16 protein-coding genes and 1 tRNA gene are annotated in these 19,552 nt (G+C 67.6%); 7 read left to right on the forward strand and 10 right to left on the reverse strand.

Translation table 11 applies throughout. The annotated features are described in order from the left end of the window. The first annotated feature begins 4 nt into the window (after positions 1-4). Positions 5-814 carry an MBL fold metallo-hydrolase gene (locus tag C507_RS21690; protein ID WP_018700721.1) on the forward strand — a complete coding sequence of 270 codons (810 nt, stop codon included), beginning with the start codon at positions 5-7 and terminating at the stop codon, positions 812-814. Continuing rightward, on the forward strand, positions 811-2,529 hold the full coding sequence (araD, locus tag C507_RS0115965; RefSeq protein WP_018700722.1) for an L-arabinonate dehydratase: 1,719 nt from the start codon (positions 811-813) through the stop codon (positions 2,527-2,529). The genes C507_RS21690 and araD overlap by 4 nt, the downstream gene beginning before the upstream one ends. A 232-nt stretch (positions 2,530-2,761) precedes the next feature. Here araD and C507_RS0115970 read toward each other — a convergent pair whose 3' ends face one another. From C507_RS0115970 to dctP, 5 genes are all read right to left on the reverse strand, one after another. Next, positions 2,762-4,285, reverse strand: a complete 1,524-nt coding sequence (locus C507_RS0115970; RefSeq protein ID WP_018700723.1) for a malonate--CoA ligase — start codon at positions 4,283-4,285, stop codon at positions 2,762-2,764. Next, a complete protein-coding gene (locus C507_RS0115975; protein WP_018700724.1) occupies positions 4,282-5,655 on the reverse strand; it encodes a malonyl-CoA decarboxylase in 1,374 nt (457 codons plus the stop codon). Before C507_RS0115975 ends, C507_RS0115970 begins: the two co-directional genes overlap by 4 nt. Next, positions 5,652-6,980 carry a TRAP transporter large permease gene (locus C507_RS0115980; protein ID WP_018700725.1) on the reverse strand — a complete coding sequence of 443 codons (1,329 nt, stop codon included), beginning with the start codon at positions 6,978-6,980 and terminating at the stop codon, positions 5,652-5,654. The genes C507_RS0115975 and C507_RS0115980 overlap by 4 nt, the downstream gene beginning before the upstream one ends. Beyond that, a complete protein-coding gene (locus C507_RS0115985; protein ID WP_018700726.1) occupies positions 6,980-7,537 on the reverse strand; it encodes a TRAP transporter small permease subunit in 558 nt (185 codons plus the stop codon). Before C507_RS0115985 ends, C507_RS0115980 begins: the two co-directional genes overlap by 1 nt. Before the next feature lie 186 nt (positions 7,538-7,723). Continuing rightward, on the reverse strand, positions 7,724-8,716 hold the full coding sequence (gene dctP, locus C507_RS0115990) for a TRAP transporter substrate-binding protein DctP (protein WP_026319155.1): 993 nt from the start codon (positions 8,714-8,716) through the stop codon (positions 7,724-7,726). Positions 8,717-8,964: 248 nt separating this feature from the next. Between dctP and C507_RS0115995 the strand changes: the two genes are divergently transcribed. Next, positions 8,965-9,639 (forward strand): GntR family transcriptional regulator, encoded by a 675-nt coding sequence (locus C507_RS0115995; RefSeq protein WP_018700728.1) that lies wholly within the window; start codon positions 8,965-8,967, stop codon positions 9,637-9,639. A gap of 229 nt (positions 9,640-9,868) precedes the next feature. Here the strand turns inward: C507_RS0115995 and C507_RS23140 are convergent, their stop codons facing one another. The 4 genes from C507_RS23140 to C507_RS0116015 all read right to left on the reverse strand — a co-directional run bounded on the left by C507_RS23140 (position 9,869) and on the right by C507_RS0116015 (position 12,857). Further along, the gene (locus C507_RS23140) at positions 9,869-10,402 is read right to left on the reverse strand and encodes a hypothetical protein (protein WP_156829346.1); all 534 of its coding nucleotides are present in this window, start codon (positions 10,400-10,402) and stop codon (positions 9,869-9,871) included. A 9-nt stretch (positions 10,403-10,411) separates the two neighbouring features. Further along, a complete protein-coding gene (locus C507_RS23145) occupies positions 10,412-10,930 on the reverse strand; it encodes a hypothetical protein (RefSeq protein ID WP_156829347.1) in 519 nt (172 codons plus the stop codon). Between the two features lie 666 nt (positions 10,931-11,596). Continuing rightward, a tRNA-Ile gene (locus C507_RS0116010) sits at positions 11,597-11,672 on the reverse strand. 111 nt (positions 11,673-11,783) lie between these two features. Then, positions 11,784-12,857, reverse strand: coding sequence for a tartrate dehydrogenase (locus C507_RS0116015; protein WP_018700731.1), 1,074 nt, complete (start codon positions 12,855-12,857; stop codon positions 11,784-11,786). A gap of 214 nt (positions 12,858-13,071) precedes the next feature. Here C507_RS0116015 and C507_RS0116020 point away from each other — a divergent pair, with 214 nt between their 5' ends. The 4 genes from C507_RS0116020 (at position 13,072) to C507_RS0116035 (ending at position 18,243) form a co-directional block, all read left to right on the forward strand. Then, the gene (locus C507_RS0116020) at positions 13,072-13,986 is read left to right on the forward strand and encodes a LysR family transcriptional regulator (protein WP_018700732.1); all 915 of its coding nucleotides are present in this window, start codon (positions 13,072-13,074) and stop codon (positions 13,984-13,986) included. A gap of 130 nt (positions 13,987-14,116) precedes the next feature. Further along, positions 14,117-15,088, forward strand: coding sequence for a TAXI family TRAP transporter solute-binding subunit (locus tag C507_RS0116025; RefSeq protein WP_018700733.1), 972 nt, complete (start codon positions 14,117-14,119; stop codon positions 15,086-15,088). 85 nt (positions 15,089-15,173) lie between these two features. Beyond that, positions 15,174-17,363: a TRAP transporter permease gene (locus C507_RS0116030; RefSeq protein WP_018700734.1), complete on the forward strand. Its 2,190-nt coding sequence runs from the start codon at positions 15,174-15,176 to the stop codon at positions 17,361-17,363. 160 nt (positions 17,364-17,523) lie between these two features. After that, positions 17,524-18,243 carry an SIMPL domain-containing protein gene (locus C507_RS0116035; RefSeq protein WP_018700735.1) on the forward strand — a complete coding sequence of 240 codons (720 nt, stop codon included), beginning with the start codon at positions 17,524-17,526 and terminating at the stop codon, positions 18,241-18,243. Between the two features lies 1 nt (position 18,244). Here the strand turns inward: C507_RS0116035 and C507_RS21695 are convergent, their stop codons facing one another. Then, positions 18,245-19,537 carry an adenylate/guanylate cyclase domain-containing protein gene (locus C507_RS21695; RefSeq protein WP_018700736.1) on the reverse strand — a complete coding sequence of 431 codons (1,293 nt, stop codon included), beginning with the start codon at positions 19,535-19,537 and terminating at the stop codon, positions 18,245-18,247. Positions 19,538-19,552 lie beyond the last annotated feature (15 nt).

Here is a 19,552-nt window from a genome sequence, read left to right on the forward strand (position 1 = left end):
GGCAATGCTGACCATGAAGAGCGTCCGGGCCTTTCCTGTCCCGCCCGGCGCGATCGCACTGTGGTTCCTTGGCCAGAGTGGCTTTCTGGTGAAATCGCCCGGCGGCACCCTGCTGGCGATCGACCCCTACCTGTCCGACCGGATCAACGGCATGCGGGACGACCTCGATACCGCCCGCCAGGTGCCTGTCCCCATCGACCCGGAAACACTCGCCGTCGACCTCTATCTCTGCACCCACAGCCACGCCGACCACGCCTGCCCGGAGACCATCGCCGCGACCTGGCGTGCCGGCACCCCCCGTTTCGCCGGGCCGCCCCAGGCGCTGCAGGTGATGGAAGCGGCCGGCGTTCCGCGGGAAGCTCGCACGCTCGCCTTTCCGAAGGGCACCATCGCGCTGGGTGATCTCACCATCACCGGCACCTTCGCCATGCCCACAGATGCCACCGACCTCAACCACATGGGCTTCGTGGTGGCGGTCGAGAACGGGCCGCGCTTCTACCACACCGGCGACACCGCCCCCTCGCCACTGCTGCGCGCCGCGAGCGAGCACGCGCCGCACGTGATGGCCGTCTGCATCAACGGCGGCTACGGCAATCTCAGCCACTTCGAGGCGGCCGAACTCGTCCGCGACATCGCCCCGGACGTGGCGCTGCCCTGCCATTTCGACATGTTCGCCGACAATGCCTGCCCGCCGCACCTCTTTCGCGCCTCGCTGACCATCCTCGGTGCGCCGGAGACCTATCGGCTGCCGGCCGTCGGCGAGCCTTTCGTCCATACCCTCACCGACCGCTCCACCAAGGACGCCCGACCGTGAAGACCAAGGAACAGCTGCGCAGCCACCGCTGGTTCGGCGCCGACGACCTGCGTTCGTTCGGCCACCGCTCGCGCATGCTGCAGATGGGCTACCGGCACGAGGAGTTCGTCGGCAAACCCATCGTCGGCATTGTCTCCACCTGGAGCGGCATGAACTCCTGCCACGCGCATTTTCCCGAACGCGTGGAGGACGTGAAGCGCGGCGTCATCGCGGCCGGCGGCTTCCCGGTCGTGCTGCCGGCGATGTCGCTCGGCGAGCCCTTCGTGAAACCCACCACCATGCTCTACCGCAACTTTCTGGCGATGGAGACGGAGGAGCTGCTGCGCTCGCATCCGATCGACGGCGCGGTGCTGATGGGTGGCTGCGACAAGACCACCCCGGGCCTGCTCATGGGTGCCATCTCAATGGGCCTGCCGGCCATCTTCGTGCCCGCCGGGCCGATGCTGCGTGGCAACTGGCGCGGCAAGACGCTCGGCAGCGGGTCAGACGTCTGGAAATACTGGGCGGAGAAGGGCGCCGGCACCATCACAGAGGAGACCTGGCAGGAGATGGAAGCCGGCATCGCCCGCTCGCATGGCCACTGCATGACCATGGGCACCGCTTCCACCCTGACCGGCATCGCCGAGGCCCTCGGCTTCACCCTTCCCGGCGCAAGCTCCATTCCCGCCCCCGACGCCGCGCATCCACGCATGGCCTCCGCCAGCGGCCGCACCATCGTCGACATGATCTGGGCCGACTGGACGCCATCGCGGATCCTTTCGGAAGGCTCAGTGCGCAACGCCCTTGTGGCGCACATGGCGATGGGCGGCTCGACCAACGCCACCATCCACCTGATCGCGATGGCCGGGCGCGCCGGCATCCCCCTGACGCTCGCGGACATCGACCGGGTCGCCCGGGAAGTGCCGGTGACGGCCAACATCCAGCCGTCCGGCGCGCACCTGATGGAGGACTTCTACTATGCCGGCGGGCTCCGGGCCTTGCTCGCCGAGCTGCGCCCCCTGCTCGACTTGGAGGCGCAGACGGTCGCCGGCACCACGCTGGGCGCGGCGCTGGAAGGCGCCGAGGTTTACGACGAGGACGTCATCCGCCCTCTCGACCGCCCGGTCTCCGCCTCCGGCGGCACCGCCGTCCTCTACGGCAACCTGGCGCCAGACGGATGTGTGATGAAGCCGTCCGCCGCCGATCGCCGGCTGCTGAAGCACTCCGGCCCGGCGCTGGTCTTCCGCGACTACAACGAGATGGCCGCCGAAATCGACCGGGAGGATCTCGACGTCACCGCCGACACGGTGCTGATTCTGCAGAATTCCGGACCGGTGGGCGGCCCCGGCATGCCGGAATGGGGCATGCTGCCGATCCCGAAGAAGCTGCTGCGCCAGGGCGTGCGCGACATGCTGCGCATTTCCGACGCGCGCATGAGCGGCACCAGCTACGGCGCCTGCGTGCTGCACGTCTCGCCGGAATCCCACATCGGCGGACCGCTCGCCGCCGTGCGCACCGGCGATATCGTCGAGGTCGACGTGGAGGCCCGGCGCATCGACGTCCGGCTGACCGACGCCGAGATCACCGCCCGGCTGGCGGAATGGTCACCGCCGGATCGCGACTATCCGCGCGGCTACAACGCGCTCTTCTCCCGTCACATCGGCCAGGCCCACGAGGGCTGCGACTTCGATTTCCTGTCCGGCTCCGGCGGTATCCCCGAGCCGGAGATCCACTAAACACCGGACGGAAAACCGGTTCCCACTTTTCCTGGGATTGCTTGTCAGCGCGCGACCGCGCGCCGGCCGAGATCAACGGACATTCGGTCAAGACCGAATGTCCAATCAGTTGATCGATCTGAAGAACGAGCAGCTTGTCTGCGGCCAAAGGGCCGCAGGCTGCTCTCAGGCCGCCCACCCGGAGCCGGTGAGCGAAGCGAACTCGGCCCGAGGGGATTAAATTATCCCCCCCTCAGGAGAACAGGTCGGAATAGGCGTCGCGCAGCAGGTTCTTCTGCACCTTGCCCATCGTGTTGCGGGGCAGCTCGTCGACGAACAGGATCCTCTTGGGCTGCTTGTACTTGGCCAGCTGGTCGTGCAGCGGCGCCAGGATGGCCGCCTCCTCCAGCTTCTCCTTTGCCACCACGACGCCGACGACGCCCTCGCCGAAGTCGGGATGCGGCACGCCGATGACGGCGCTCTCCACCACGCCCGGGAGTTCGTCGATGATCTGCTCGATCTCCTTCGGGTAGACGTTGTAGCCGCCGGAGATCACCAGGTCCTTGTCGCGGCCGACGATCACCACGTAGCCGTCGGCGTCGATCATGCCGAGATCGCCGGTGATGAAGAAGCCGTCCTCGCGAAACTCCGCCGCGGTCTTCTCCGGCATGTTCCAGTAGCCCTGGAAGACGTTCGGGCCGCGCACCTCGATGACGCCGATCTCGCCGTCGGCAACGGACTTGCCGTCCTCCTTGCCGACGATGCGCAGCTCCGTTCCCTCCAACGGGAAGCCAACCGTGCCGGCCCGGCGCTCGCCGTCATAGGGGTTGGAGGTGTTCATGTTGGTTTCGGTCATGCCGTAGCGCTCGAGGATGCGCTGGCCGGTGCGCTGTTCGAACGCGACATGGGTGTCGGCCAGAAGCGGCGCCGAGCCGGAGGTGAACAGCCGCATGTGCGCCGTCGCCTCGCGGTTCAGCCGGTCGTCGGTGAGCATGCGCGTGTAGAAGGTCGGCACGCCCATCATCGACGTCGCCTTCGGCAGCTCGGCGAACACCGTATCGAGGTCGAACTTTGCGAGGAAGATCAGCGAGCCGCCCGCCACAAGCGTCGTGTTGGTGGCAACGAACAGGCCGTGGGTGTGGAAGATCGGCAGCGCGTGCAGCAGCACGTCGTCTTCGGTGAAAGCCCACGTCTCTCGCAGCACCTGCGCGTTGGAGAGCAGGTTCGCGTGGCTCAGCATCGCGCCCTTGGAGCGCCCGGTCGTGCCGGACGTGTAGAGGATCGCCGCCAGGTCGTCCGGCCCACGATCGACCGGCTCGAAATCGGCGTCCGCCGCCTCCGCACGGGCGCGCAGCGTGCCGGCCGCCTCGCCACTGGAGCCCGCCTTGCCCAGCGTCATCAGCACGGCACCGGCCTTCTCCGCGATCGGGGCGAGCGTCGCCTCTGCCTTCGGATCGCAGACGAAGACGCGCGGCGTGGCGTCGGTCAGGAAATAGTCGATCTCGGCCGGCGTGTAGCCGGTGTTGAGCGGCAGGAAGGCAGCTCCCGCGCGCACGGTGGCGAGGTAAAGCTCCAGCGCCTCGATGGACTTGTCCACCTGCACCGCCACCCGGTCGCCGGGCACCACGCCCGCTTCCTTCAGGACCGCGGCGAAGCGCGCCGACCGCGCGTCGAGATCGCCATAGGAGGTCACGGCACCGTCCGGCAACACCGCGAACGGGCGCTCCGGCGCGGCGAGGCCCTTCTGCATCAGGCCATGGAAGAGATGGTTCGTCATGCGGCAGGCTCCGCCGATTGCGTGTTGTTGGCCGCGCGCGAGGCGCTGGCGGGAAGAAGATTCTGGACGGCGCGGCTCGCCGCGATGGCATGGCCGTCGGCGTAGGCCTCGTGGCGTTCCTCGACCTTCGGCAGATCGTAGAGATAGTTGACCATCAGCCCGTGCGCCTGACGCAGCCCGACCGATGAGACGTCGCCGAGGTGCATGATCCGGTTGAGCTGCGCGCCGTTGCCGAGATGGAAGCGCGCCACCGGATCCACCGGCTGGCCGTCGTCGCGCTTGGCCCGCAGGAAGTAGCGCGCGGCCAGCGACAGGAGGCCGGGACCGGCGTCCTCGGCCCGCTCGGGATTGCTGGCCCAGTCCGGCTCGGCCACGATCTCGATGGCCTTGCGCTCGTCCGGCTGCAGCCGCTTGCGGTCCGCCTCCGGCAGATCGGCCACCCACCTGGCGAAGGTCGGCACCGGCGACAGCGTCACGAAGGTCTTCAGGTTCGGGATGCTCTCCTTCAGGTCCTCCGCCACCTGCTTGATGAGGAACGAGCCGAACGACACGCCGGCCAGCCCCTTGTGGCAGTTGGAGATGGAGTAGAAGACCGCCGTCTGCGCATCCTCCGGCTCGATCTGCACCCGGTCGGAGGCCAGCACCGTGCCGATCTTCGCTGGAATCTCCCGGGTCAGCGCCACCTCCACGAAGATCAGCGGGTCGTCCGGAATCGACGGGTGGAAGAAGGCGAAGCAGCGCCGGTCCGGCGGCGCCAGCCGCTCGCGCAGCGCCGACCAGTCGTCGATGGCGTGCACCGCCTCGTAGTCGATGATCCGCTCCAGCACCCGGGCGGAGGTGTCCCAGTCGATGTGCCTGAGCACCAGGAAGCCGCGGTTGAACCACGACCCGAACAGGTGCTTAAGGTCCTGGTCGACCGGGCGGAAGACGGCGGCGTCGGTCCGCAGCAGCGGCAGCAGCCGCTCGCGCAGCTTGACCAGTTCCGCCGTGCCGCCGGGGGCCAGGTTGAGCCGCCGGAACAGCTCCTGGCGCGGCGGCTCCGCCTCGTGCTGGAGGCGCGACAGCGTCGTCGCGTCCGGCGTGTCGGCATAGGCCCGCGCCGCCTCCCCCAGCCGCTCTGGATCCGGCGCAAACTCCGTGGCCAGCATCTCGAAAAAGGCGCGCAGCGCCGCATCGTCGAGGCTGCGCACCCCGCGCAGGATCTCCGCCGCCACCATCACCCCGGTCGCCTCGCCGCGTGAGCGCACCAGCTTCAGGCAGAGGGCGCGGAGTTCCGCCACCTCCACCGGCCGCTTGGGCGCCCGGTCGCCCAGCCACGAGCGCCGGGCGATGGAGCCGAGAAGATCGGAGAGGAGCGACACACCGCTCATAGGGCAGGTCCCATGATGAGGTTGGGGAGGAACAGCGCGATGTCCGGGAACAGGCACAGCGCCACGATGCCCAGCACCATGCACAGCACGTAGGGCAGCGAGCCCCGCAGGATCTGCCCCAGCGAGATGTCCGGGGCAATGCCGTTGATGACGTAGAGATTGAGCCCCACCGGCGGGGTGATCAGCCCGATCTCCATGTTGATCGTCAGCACCACGGCGAACCAGTACGGGTCGAAGCCGGCCCCGGTGATGATCGGGATCAGGATCGGCGCCGTCATCAGGATCACGCCCACCGGCGGCAGGAAGAAGCCGGCCACTAGCAGGAAGATGTTGACGACGAACAGCAGCACGTACGGGTTCACGTCCATCGCCGCGATGCCCTGGGCGATGGACTGGGTGATGAACAGCGACGACAGCGCGAAGGCGAACAGCTCCGAGGCGCCGATGATCAGCATGATCATCACGCTTTCCTTCAGCGTGTCGCGGAAGATCACCGGCATCTGGCCGAACTTCCAGTTGCGCGCGAACAGCCCGTAGATGACCACCACCATCAACAGGCAGAAGAGCGCGCCGACACCGGCCGCCTCCGACGGCGTCGCCACCCCGCCATAGAGCGAGAACAGCACCGCCACCACGATCAGGAGGAACGGCAGCACCCGCGGCAGCGCCTTGAAGCGCTCGCGCATGGAGAAGCGCTTGGCCAGGTCGGTCAGGCCAAGTCCCTGCCGCTTGCAGGCGATGATCGTCCAGATCATGAAGAACACGGTGAGCATGAAGCCCGGCACCAGCCCGGCCAGGAACAGCCGGCCGATGGAGGTCTCCGTGGCGATGCCGTAGACGATCATCGTCACCGAGGGCGGGATCAGGATGCCCAGCGTGCCGCCCGCCGCGATGGAGCCGGCGGCGATCTCGGCCGGGTAGCCACGGGCGCGCATCTCCGGGATGCCCATCTTGCCGATGGCCGCGCAGGTGGCCGGCGAGGAACCCGACAGCGCCGCGAAGATGGAGCAGGCGCCGAGGTTGGACAGGACCAGCCCGCCCGGCACCCGGTTCAACCAGCGGTCCAGCGCCTCGTAGAGGTCCTTGCCGGCCGGCGAGGAGGCCACCGCCGCGCCCATCAGGATGAACATCGGGATGGAGACGAGGCTGAACGACGAGATGGCCGTGAACAGCTGCTCGCCGAGGGTTTCCAGGAAGAACGGCCCGTAGACCATGAACAGCCCGCCCATGGCGACGAGGCCGAGGGCGAAGGCGATCGGGGTGCCGATGGCCAGCAGCGAGAACAGCGCCACCAGCATCAGGATGCCGGAAGAAAGCGGGCTCATCAGCGGGCGCTCCCTTCCGTGATCTCGTCGAACAGCTCGGTCCGCGACACGCCGTGCGCGCCGCCGCCGATGCTCGGCCCGTCGAGGCAGAGGCGCACCAGCTCGGCGACATACTGCACGGCGAGCCAGACCGTACCGGCCACCACCGGCGCGACCGGCATCCACAACGGCACCGACCACACTGTCTCGCTGCGCCAGGAGAACTCCCAGGCCTCGTAGAGGAAGAACCAGGTCGCGTAGGCGAGCAGCACCACGAAGGCCAGCGAGGCAAGCCCGCTCAGCGCCTCCATGATGATCCGTCCGCGCCGACCGGCGGCCAGCGGCAGCAGGTCCACGTTGACGTGGCCGCGGACGATCAGCGTCCAGGGGGCGCCCAGGAAGGTGGCGGCGACGATGGCGTAGCTGGTGTACTCGGTCTGCCAGATGGTCGACTGGTTCAGCACGTAGCGCACGAACACCATGTGGCTGACGGAGAGCACGGCGGAGAGCAGGAGCAGGGCCGCGAGGACGCCTGCGACGCGCGAGACGAAGGACACGACAGCGACGAAGCCGCGCATCGGACACCCCCCTTCTTGGAGCAGACCCCGACCGGACCGCACCGGACCCGTCGCGAGCATCTGCCCGGCTTGAGCGAACCCCGACCCCCTCCGCTGGCCACCCCTCGGGCCGACCGGACGGGCCCGCCAGGGCCGGAAACGAAAACGGCGGGACCCGCGTGGGCCCCGCCGCGCGAAAGGCGCCGGTTACTGGACCGCGAGCGCGTCGTCGATCAGCTTCTGGCCGTTCGGAACCTTCTCCGCGAAGTTCTTGTAGGAGGTCTCCTTGGCGATCGCGAGCCAGGCGTCGTAGTTCTCCTTCGACATCTGCACGACCTCGACGCCGTTGTCCTTGTAGACCTGGATCAGCTTGTCATCGAGCTTGGCGGCTTCCGCGGCGAAATACTCTTCCGCGGCCTTGCCCGCCTCGATCAGCGCCTGCTGCTGCTCCTCGTTGAGCTTGTCGAAGGAGCGCTTCGACATGAGGATCGGCTCGTACATGAACCACAGCGCGTTCTCGCCCGGCGCCGTCAGGCACTTGGCGACCTCGTAGATCCGGTAGGAGACTAGCGAGCCGGACGAGGTGTTGGCGCCGGTCAGCACGTTGGTCTGCATGCCGGTGTAGATTTCCGAGGACGGCATGGAGGCGATGGACGCGCCCGCGCCGGCCAGCATCTCCTCGAAGGCCGGGCCGGCGGCGCGCAGCACCTGGCCCTCGGCGCTCTCCGGCGTCGTGATGCACTCTTCCGACGAGACGAAGCCGCCGGCGAGCCACGCGTCCGCCAGCACCATCGCGCCGGCCTTGTCGATGGACTCCTTGATGGCATCCATGAACGGCGAATCGTTGAGGCGCTGGGCGCGCTCGTGGTTGCCGACGAGGCCCGGCATCAGCGTCGCGGAGAACTCGGGATGGCGGCCGGAGGCGTAGTCGAGCGGGAAGGCGGTGAGGTCCACCTGGCCCTTGGTCACCGCGCCCCACTGGTCGCGCGGCTTGAACAGCGACGCGCCCGGGAAGACCTGGATGGTCAGGCCCACGTCGTCCTCGGCCACCTGGTCGGCGATCATCTGCACCATGACGTCGCGCACGTCGCCCTTGCCGCCCGGCCACTGGTGCGAGGCGCGCAGCGTGACGTCGTCGGCGATGGCTCCACCCGTCAGCGCGACGGAGCAGACCGCCGCCAGAAGCATTGTCCGTTTCATGGAATCTTCCTCCCTGGTTGCGTGCGTTTTGTGCACGGTTGCGTCCGCATTGGCTGCGCACGCTCGCGCGCCCCTGGCGCACGTTGAGGGTCAGGCAATCAGGTGTTGCATGGGATGTCAATCAGATTGTATACGATTTTGAGGATGGCGAAGGCCCCGGTTTCGTTCGACCGGCGCCCATCGCGGTCGGGCCGACACGTCGGCCGGGGAGAAGGCAGGCAGAAGACCGCCGGCGAAAGGCAGACACGATGGCCGCAGAAGCGCGCCGCCCGCGCGTCGCCGAGATTCGCGACGCGCTCGAAAACGGGATCCTGACCGGCGAGGTTCCGGCCGGCGAGCGGCTCGACGAGCAGGCGCTGGCCGACCGGTTCGGCGTCTCCCGCACGCCGGTTCGCGAGGCCGTCCGCCAGCTGGCGTCCACCGGCCTCGTGGAGCTGATCCCCAACCGCGGCGCCTTCGTGCGCAAGGTCTCCACCCGCGAGCTGATCGAGATGTTCGAGGTGATGGCGGGGCTGGAGGCCATGGCCGGCCGGCTGGCCACGCGCCGGGCGTCGCCGGAGCAGATGGGCCGCCTCGTCGCCGCGCTGGAGGCCTGCGAGCGCGCCGCGGCCTCCGGCGACACCGATGCCTACTACGCGGAAAACGGCGTCTTCCATGCCGCCATCTACGAGGCCAGCGGCAACGATTTCCTGATCGCCGAGGCGAGCCGGCTGCACCAGCGGCTGATGACCTACCGGCGGCTGCAGCTGCGCGTGCCCCGGCGCATGGGCCACTCGCTGGCGGAGCACCGCGCCATCGTCGAGGCGATCACCGCCGGCGACGAGACGCAGGCCGAAACCGCCCTGCGCGAGCACATCACCATCCAGGGCGAGCGCTTCGCCGACCTCGTCTCCATCCTCAAGGGCCGCGACGCCGCGGAGTGAGGGGGCGGCCTCGGGCCGTCAGGTCTGCATCCAGCCTTTGAGGCACCACGAATTGTGCGGTTCCCGCCATCTCCAACGCGCAACTTCGATTGGCATTGGCTGGGTTTCGGCGGGATTGCAGGGACCTGGGAGATCTATAGCGCGCAATTTCGGTTGGCGGTGGCGCGCAAGTTTGGATGGCAGCATCTCTTAGCCACGTCCCACAGGGTGGCGATGGTGATGCTGTCCCTCATTCCTCGTCGGGAAAAACGATCTTGTCGCCCAGTATCAAATCCAACTCCCTCTTCGTCGTCTTTGTCCGGACGGGGCATTCGAGCAAGCGAGAACGGCACCCGTGCCCACTTGAGTGGGCAGGCCTCCAGGAGAAGCGAAGCACGAGCTCGTGATCCTCAGGGAGGCTTTCGATTTCGAGAGGCAGAGCCACTTTCAGGTCCAGGCTTTGACCAGGCTCGACCACACAGAATGTGGAAACGCGCTGGACCACATGGCCCTCATGCCCTTCTTTTGAAGCAATCAGCGACAGATCATTCGGATTCGCTCTCGCCGATATCGCTATTGGCAATCGGCCAGGATTGCTGATGCGCGCCCAAAGCTGCTTGAAGCTGTACTGATCAAAATTTTGAAGGTTCTCCGCTCCTTCTTCGGGACGACCAAAGAGAAAAACATAGGGCTGCCCACCCGCCCAGCGGTCCCAGATCTTAATTGCGGCCAACACGATCGCGATGGCCGCACCGACAGTTTGAAACAGCGAGAGTAGGGTCATCCCCACGTCCTACTCGTGTTCGTCCGACAGCGGCTCATTCTGAAGGTCGTAAAAGTGCTGCCTGGTGATCTTGATGTCTATGGTTCGTGGCTTCGGCGGCCGCTTCCGAAATTGCATCGGCTGCCAAGCGAAGACCAAGGCAAGCTCGGTCTCAGGAGGCATGCTCATTGTTCGTTCTCTTGGAACGAGCCCAAATGCGACCGAAGCACCTGGACCCAACGATGCCCGTGACGAGTGCCCGAGCACCTGCTCCACAATGTGGCGTGTCGAGTCATCATCCAGTGCCGCAATGATGTCGCTCTTCTCGGGATCCACTGAAACCGAGATTGCCGTGCGGCCTGGGTTGTTCACCACTGCGACAACTGAACGAAACCCGGTGCGGCCGTTTGGATCGTTATCGACCGCTTGTATCGAGATAGATGGCCGAGGCTGGCGCACGCGATCCTGAAGTAGAAACACTGAGGCCGCTATACCAGCCAACCCTCCGACGTTTGTTATGATCCAGGAGATCGCGTCGACAGCGCCCATGGGTACCTCCTTACAAAGGTCCCAGCCTACCCGATCTCCTTTGCAACTTCTGCTGTAGCCGCGAGTCATTCGCATCCCAGCTGATGGCACGCCTCGACTAGCTCTCAGCTAACGAATGGGTGGCCGGACGGGAGAACGGCCGCGCCAGATAGAGTCGACGCCCTCCCACCACTCAGCCCGGCGTCGTCCGATGGCCCTATGGATTCCCGCCTTCGCGGGAATGAGCGGAGTAAATGCGAATGCTCCGGGCATCAGGATCCCGGTCGTGCCGGACTGCTCCCCCCAAAGCGCGACGGCGGGCCGCCGAGCAAAGCCAGGCGAAGTGGGAACCGGTTCGCCGTCCGGCTTTGCGACTCAAAAAGACCAGGCCGCCCACCCGGAGCCGGTGAGCGGAGCGAACTCGGCGCGAGCGAAAAGATGACGCCCCGAACCCGCGAGGGTTCGCAAGCGCGTTCAAGCGAGCGCCGAGAAAAGTGGGAACCGGTTTTCCGACCGCGCTCGCGACTGAAAACATTAGGTCGCGCCCGAGCCGATGCGAGGCCCCGGCTGGAGCGAGTGTCTTCAGTCTATCCGGACAGCACCCACCAGCCCGCGACTGCGGGCCGCCCGGTCAGGGCGCCCACCCGGAGCTGGTGAGCGCAAGCGAACTCGGCGTGAGGGGAAAAATGGTAGGCCCGGCAGGACTCGAACCTGCAACCAGACCGTTATGAGCGGTCGGCTCTAACCATTGAGCTACGGGCCCGCCGGGGGCCGGGCGCGGCCGGCCGGCACGCCCGGTCTATAGAGCCTCGGCGGGCGCGCTGTCCAGCGGCCCGGCCGTCCCGCGACCAGCGCGCAACGGCGCCTTGCGGCCTCAGGCGTTGGCGCCGCGGATCGCTTCGCAGACCGCGTCCGTCACCTCCTGGGTGGTGGCGGTGCCGCCCACGTCGGGGGTGAGGATGCCGTTGCCGGCCACCTTCTCCACCGCCGCCATCAGCCGCGTCGAGGCATTTTCCTCGCCGAGATGGTTCAGCATCGCGCTCGCCGTCCAGAAGGTGGCGATCGGATTGGCGATGCCCTTGCCGGTGATGTCGAAGGCGGAGCCGTGGATCGGCTCGAACATGGACGGGAAGCGGCGTTCCGGATCGATGTTGGCCGTCGGCGCCACGCCGAGGCTGCCGGCCAGCGCGCCGGCCAGATCGGAGAGGATGTCGGCGTGCAGGTTGGTGGCGACGATGGTGTCGAGGCTCTGCGGCTTCAGCGTCATGCGCACCGTCATCGCGTCGACCAGCATCTTGTCCCAGGTGACGTCGGGATAGTCGGCCGCAACCTCCGCCGCGATCTCGTCCCACATCACCATGCCGTGGCGCTGGGCGTTCGACTTGGTCACCACCGTCAGCAGCTTGCGCGGGCGCGAGCGGGCCAGCTCGAAGGCGTAGCGCATGATGCGGGTGACGCCGGTGCGGGTGAAGATGGCGACCTCGGTGCCGACTTCCTCCGGCAGGCCGCGATGCGCCCGGCCGCCGTGGCCGGAATATTCGCCCTCGGAGTTCTCGCGCACGATCACCCAGTCCAGGTCGCCGACGCCGACATTGCGCAGCGGCGAGGTGATGCCCGGGATGATCTTCGTCGGACGAACGTTGGCGTACTGGTCGAGGCCCTGGCAGATCGGCAGGCGCAGGCCCCAGAGCGTGATGTGGTCCGGCACGTCCGGCGCGCCGACGGCGCCGAAGAAGATCGCGTCGAAGGGCTTCAGGGTCTCCACGCCGTCTTCCGGCATCATCGCCCCGTGCGCCTTGTAGTAGTCCGAACCCCAGTCGAAGTGCTCCACCTCGAACCGGAAACCGCCCTCGCGCTGCTCCACGGCCTCCAGCACCTGCAGGCCGGCCGAGATGACCTCTGGACCGATACCGTCGGCCGGAATGGCGGCGATCTTGTACGTCTTCATGGGAAGCAACTCGTTCTTTTGCGTTCTCGGGCGCGGGTTCTTGGGCGCTGCCTCGGCCGGGTCGGACCGGCGCCTGGCGCCGGCTGCGGCGCCACGGCGGGCAGCATCGCCAATCCTACAGAGCCGGGTCCGATTGCCACACCAGCGCGGGGAATATACAAAAAAACGCAACAATCAACGCGCGGGCCCACCGCGCGGCATCCGGGAGAGCCCGATGGAGCTTCTGCAGCTGCGCTGTTTCCTCGCGGTCGCCGAGACCTTGCATTTCGGCCGCGCGGCCCAGGATCTGGACATGCTGCCCGCCTCGCTGGGCCGGCACCTGCGCAACCTGGAGGACAGTCTCGGCACCAAGCTGGTGGCCCGCACCACCCGCCACGTGGCGCTGACGGAGGCGGGCGAGGAGCTTCTCGACGACGCCCGCGACCTCGTCGGCCGGGCGGAGACGCTCGAGGCGAAGGCGCGCAACCATCAGCGCGCGCGCTCGTCGGTGCTGCGGCTCGGCGCCATCGACAGCGCCGCGGCCGGGCTGGTGCCGCAGGTGCTGTCCTATCTCCGGCAGGAGCACCCCGACATGGAGGTGACGCTCTACGAGCAGAAGACCATCCGCCTGCTGCCCCGCCTCCTGTCCGGCCGCCTCGATCTCGCCTTCGTGCGGCAGCCGGAGGTGCAGAACCCGAAGATCGTCTTCCGCCACCTTTTCTACGAAACCGCCGTGGTGGCGATGCCCGCCGACCATCGGCTCGCCTCCAAGGAGCGGGTCGAGGTCAACGAACTGGCCGACGAGCCGCTCATCGTGCCGGATCGGGGCTCTCGCCCGCACAGCCACGACCTGACCATGAAGGTGTTTCTGGAAGCCGGGCTTCCCGCCCGCGTCGCCCAGATCGCGGAAGAGAAGCACACCATCGTCAACCTGGTGAGCACCGGGCTCGGCCTTGCCATCGTGCCGCGCTGGACCGCGCGCCTCGCCGTGTCCGGCGTTCGTTTCGTGCCCTTCACCATGCCCCCAGGCGGCGCCGCGCAGCGCCTGACCATGGCGGCCGCCTGGGCGCGGGGCACCCGCGATCCGGCACGCGAGAGGCTGCTGTCCTGTCTGGCCCGCCATCTCGAAGAGATCGCCGGGACCGCCTGACGGGCGGCTCCATTATAAACTTTGGTTATATAATCTTCCTCACGTTGCGTCTGTTCTCCACCACCTCCTAGCCTTGCTAGCTACGGGTACGGCCCGAATTCAAAACGACAAGCGCCGTCAGGAGGAAACAATGAACACTGCAATCCGATTGCTCGCACCGCTGGTCCTTGGTGCCTGCATCGTGGGAACCGCCACGGCGCAGGACAAGGAAGGCTGGCCGGACAGCCTCGCCATGGGCACCGGCAGCCAGGGCGGCACCTACTTCACCTACGGCAGCGGCTTCGGCTCAATGATCACCGAGGCGCTCGGCCCGAGCGTCGCCGTGGAGATCACCGGCGGCCCGGTCCAGAACGTCACGCTGGTGGAGACCGGCGAGCACGATCTCGGCTACGTCACGCTCGGCCCGGCCGACGAGGCGCGCAAGGGCAACAGCCCGCTGATGCCGGGTGTGGCGCACGAGAAGGTCCGCGCCCTGTTCCCGATGTACCAGACCCCGCTGCAGGCGGCGGTGCTGGCCAGCTCCGACATCAAGACCTTCCAGGATCTCGACGGCAAGCGCGTCGGCGTCGGCCCGCGTGGCGGCACCAGCGCCACCTACTGGCCGCGCTTCTTCGAGGCCGCGGGGATGGACGTCACCCTCAGCCACGCCGGCGGCTCCGACACGGCCGGCCAGCTGAAGGACGGCCTCATCGACGCCTTCGTGTATGCCGCCGGTCTGCCGACGGGCGCCTACAGCCAGCTCGCCGTGGAGAACGACGTGCGCTTCCTCACCATGGACGAGGAGACGCTGAACACGATGATGGAAGCCGTCCCGGCCATGTCGCCGTTCACCATTCCGGCCAACACCTACGAGGATCAGCCGGAGGACGTGCAGACGGTGTCGCTGTGGAACTTCGCCATCGCCAACGAGGAGATGCCGGACACCCTCGCCTACGAGATCACCAAGCTCGCCATGGAGAACCATGACCGCATGGTGCAGAACCATTCGGCCGCCAAGGAGACGCTGCCGGAGAACGTGGGCAAGAACACCGTGATCCCGTTCCATCCGGGCGCCGCCAAGTGGTTCGAGGAGAACGGCCACAGCGTCCCTGAGACGAAGTAGGCCCTCCCGTTCAACCTGACATTTTCGTATGGCGGGGGGCTGAGTCTCCCGCCATACTTGTCTCTAGCGGCAAGCAGGACGGCACATGACAGATACGTCGCGCCCCCAGACCGGGTCCAACGGCACCGATGACGAGGCCCCTTCGCTGATCGAAAGCCAGGCATCGAGCGTCGATGCGGAGACGGCGGCGGCCAACCAGCGCGAGTTCGCCGGACGGCGCAACATGATCGTGGCGACGCTCTGTGTCGCCTACACCGTGTTCCACCTGTTCGTGATGAACGTCTATCCGCTGGAAACGTGGACCTATCGCCTGATCCACGTGGGCGGCGGCCTGGTCCTCGGCTTCCTGCTTTTCGGCGCGACCACCGTCATGGACGGCGCGGACCGGCGCGGCACGCTCCTGTCACGCGCCCTTCTCGCCATCGCCGGCGCCGGCATCCTCTACGGCTTGTTGGGCGTCGTCGCGATCTGGATCTCCGGAACGGTGATGGGCGAGGCACTGCCGCCGAAATGGGCGCTGACCACGTTCGGCGTTCCGCTGACCGCCGGCACCGCGCTCACCATCGTCCATGCCTGGATCTTCCCCGACCGCGCGCGCAGCCACTTCGCCCGGGCCGACGTGCTGCTCGGCGTCGCGGCCATCGCCTGCACCGCCTACCTGATCTGGTTCGCCCCCCAGCTGCAGCTGCGCGCCGGCATGCCCATGGCGCTCCCCGGCGACATGTGGGCGGCCATCACCGGCGTCATGCTGATCATCGAGCTGACCCGCCGCCTCGCCGGGCTGGCGCTGGTCATCATCGCCTCGATCTTCGTGGCCTACTCGTTCCTCGGGCCGTGGCTGCCGGGCATCCTCGCCCACCGCGGCTACGACGCGAAGCGCTTCTTCACCTACATCTTCACCGACAACGGGATTCTCGGGGCGCCGATCGCCATCTCGTCGACCTACATCATCCTGTTCGTGGTCTTCGCCGCCATTTTGCAGACCACCCGCGTCGGCGAGTATTTCGTGAACCTCGCCTTCGCCGTCGCCGGCCACAAGCGTGGCGGCCCGGCCAAGGTGTCCATCTTCGCCTCGGGCCTGATGGGCATGATCAACGGCACCTCCGCCGGCAACGTGGTGGCCACCGGCTCCCTCACCATCCCGATGATGAAGAAGGTCGGCTACAAGCCGCAGACCGCCGCCTCGGTGGAAGCGGCCGCGTCGACCGGCGGCCAGATCATGCCGCCGATCATGGGCGCTGGCGCCTTCATCATGGCCGAGATCACCGGCATTCCGTACATGGACATCGTCTGGGCGGCGATCATCCCGGCGATCATCTACTTCGCCTCGGTCTACTTCATGGTCGACCTCGCCGCCCAGAAGCGCAACATGCAGGGCCTGCCGCGCTCGCAGCTGCCGAAGGTCGGCAAGCTTTTGCGCCAGATCTACCTGTTCATGCCCATCATCGTGCTGATCTACGCGCTGTTCGTCGGCTATTCGGTGATCCGCTGCGGCACCCTGGCCATGGCCAGCGCCGCCGTCGTCTCCTGGCTCACGCCGCACCGCATGGGCATCCGCCAGCTGCTGCACGCCTTCGACATGGGCGCCCGCATGGTGCTGCAGCTGGTCGCCGTCTGCGCCACCGCCGGCATCATCGTCGGCGTCATCGCGCTCACCGGCATCGGCTCGCGCTTCTCCACCGTGCTTCTTGCGCTGGCCGATCAGAACCAGTTCCTGGCGCTCTTCTTCGCCATGATCGTCTCCATCGTGCTGGGCATGGGCATGCCGACCACCGCCGCCTACGCGGTGGCGGCCAGCGTCATCGCGCCGGGCGTCGTGGCGCTTGGCGTGGAGCCGCTGGTGGCGCACCTGTTCATCTTCTACTTCGCGGTCATGTCGGCCATCACTCCGCCGGTGGCGCTCGCCGCCTATGCCGGCTCGGCGCTGGCCGGCTCCGACCCGATGCGCACCAGCGTGGAGAGCTTCAAGATCGGCCTGGCGGCGTTCGTCGTGCCGTATATGTTTTTCTTCTCCGACGCGATGCTGATGAACGGCCACTGGCTGGCCACGCTGCACGTCACCATCACTGCCATCGTCGGCGTCTATCTCCTCTCCTGCGCGGTGCAGGGCTGGATGGTCGGCGCGACCAACGTGGTGGTGCGCATCGGTCTGGCCATCGCCGGCCTGACCATGATCAACGGCAGCTGGACCACGGATATCATCGGCGTGGTGCTGGCCGTCGCCCTGTTCGCGTTCCAGAAGCGGACCGCGGTGCCACACCCCGTCCGCGCCTGACGACCGGTCCGGGCCGCACGCGGCCCGGACCCGCCTTCCCGACCTGACACGGCCGGCATCCGGCTGGACGCTTGCGCGGCCACGTCGCAATGGCGACGCATTCGCGTGACATGCGCGATCCATTCGCGATTGCCCCAACGACAGATCGGGAGGTCTTTCCATGCGCCGCCACACGCTCGCCGCAGCGTTCGCAGTCCTTGCCCTCACCGCCGTTGCCGCCACGCCGGGCCTCGCCCGCGACCGTGGTCCGGCCATCACCGTCACCGGCCAGGGCGAGGTGACAGCCACCCCCGACATGGCCACCGTGACGGTGGGCGCGGTCTCGGAGGCCGATACCGCCGCCGACGCGCTGAGCCAGAACTCGCAGCAGGTCTCCGCAGCCATCGACGCCCTGAAGGACGCCGGCGTGGAAGCGCGCGACATCCAGACAGTCGGCTTTTCCGTCTCGCCGCGCTACGTGAACAGCCGCGAGGGCACCGACGCGCCGCGCATCGAGGGCTACCGCGTTTCCAACTCCGTCATCGTGCGGGTGCGCGATCTCGATCGGCTGGGCAGCCTGCTCGACACGCTGGTCAAGGCCGGCGCCAACGACATCGGCGGCATTGCCTTCGGCGTCTCCGACACCGACCGGTACGAGGACACCGCCCGCATCGCCGCCATTGCCGATGCCCGGCACAAGGCGGAGCTCTATGCCAAGGCGGCAGGCGTCCGGCTCAGCAAGGTGCGTGCCATCGACGAGGCCGGCGGCGGCGCGCCGGGTCCGCGCCCGATGATGCGCATGGCCGCCATGGAGGCCTCTTCCGTACCGGTGGAGCGGGGCGAGCAGACGATCTCCGCCAGCGTCCGCGTGGTCTACGAGCTGCTGCCGTCGGAGGAGTAGGTCAGACCCAGGGCTGGGCCGGCGCCGTCACAGCAGCCGGTCCACCCGGATCCGGCGTCGCCGAAGGCGCCGTTGCCGGCGCCGTCTCGCCCAGCCCGTCCCGCGTCGCCGGCTCCAGCACTGCCAGCGGATCGCTCAGGCCGCGCACCACGTGGCCACCGAGCGAGGCGAACCCTTGCGGCGGGGTTTCCAGCGCGCCGACGAAGGCCTCGGAAACGAGCAGCGGCCGGCTCAGCTCGCTGCACAGCTGCGAGACCCGCGACAGCACGTTCACGTCGCGACCCACCGCGGTGAAATCCAGCCGCGCGCCCGAGCCGACATTGCCATAGACCGCCTCGCCGAAGTGCAGGCCGATGCCGAAATGTACCGAGTGCGGCACGCCGTCGACCACCACCGGCGCCACCTCGCTGGCGATCGAGGCTTCCGCCGCCCTGAGCGCGCGCTGGGCCGCCACCCGCGAGCCGTCCGGCTCGGCGGGAAAGATCGCCAGGATCGCGTCGCCGATGAACTTCAGAACCTCGCCCCCCTCCGCAACGATGTGCGGCACGACCGCGTCGTAGAAGCGGTTCAGGAGCTCCGCCGTCTCCTCCACCGGCAGGCGGGTGGAGAGCGCTGTGAAGCCGCGCAGATCCGCCATCAACATGGCCGCATCGATGCGCGTGACCTCGCCGCGATGCACCACCCCGTCCATGATCCGCGAGGACGGACCGGGGCCGACATAGGTGGCCAGCAGCTCGCCAAGCGTTCGCCTCAGCCGCTTGATTTCCAGCACGTTGGCCAGGGCCGGCAGGATCGTCCGGATCAGGTCGCGATCGGCATCGGAAAACCCGGCCTCGGCCTTGCTGGCAAACGAGAGCGAGTTCGGCAGCCCCGTGGTGAACCAGAGCGGGACGACGAGATAGTGCCGGAGGCCCTCTTCCTTGAGGTCCGGGATGATGTCGAAGCGCTCGTCCGGGGTTTCGACCACATCGAGCTCCAGCCATTCGTTGGTGTCGTGCACCACCTTGAACGGGCTGCGCTCGTACATGCCGCTGTCGCGCTCGGCATAGTCGAAGGTGAAGTAGCGGATCGGCTCGTAGGGGCGCCAGGTGATGCCGGCGGCCAGGAGATTGGGGCTCAGCATCCTGAGCGATATCATCATCCGGTCGAGCGTCATGCCCGCTTCGCGCAGGCGCCAGCCGAGCCCGTCGACGAAGGCGCCCATCTCCAGCCGCGGCGCATCGGCCACGAGCCAGGTGACGATCTCCTGCGCCGTCATGGTGGCGGACGTTGGACGCGTCGGCTGATCGGTCATGCGGGCTTTCGGCGA

Source organism: Amorphus coralli DSM 19760, from assembly GCF_000374525.1.
Classification (GTDB): domain Bacteria; phylum Pseudomonadota; class Alphaproteobacteria; order Rhizobiales; family Amorphaceae; genus Amorphus; species Amorphus coralli.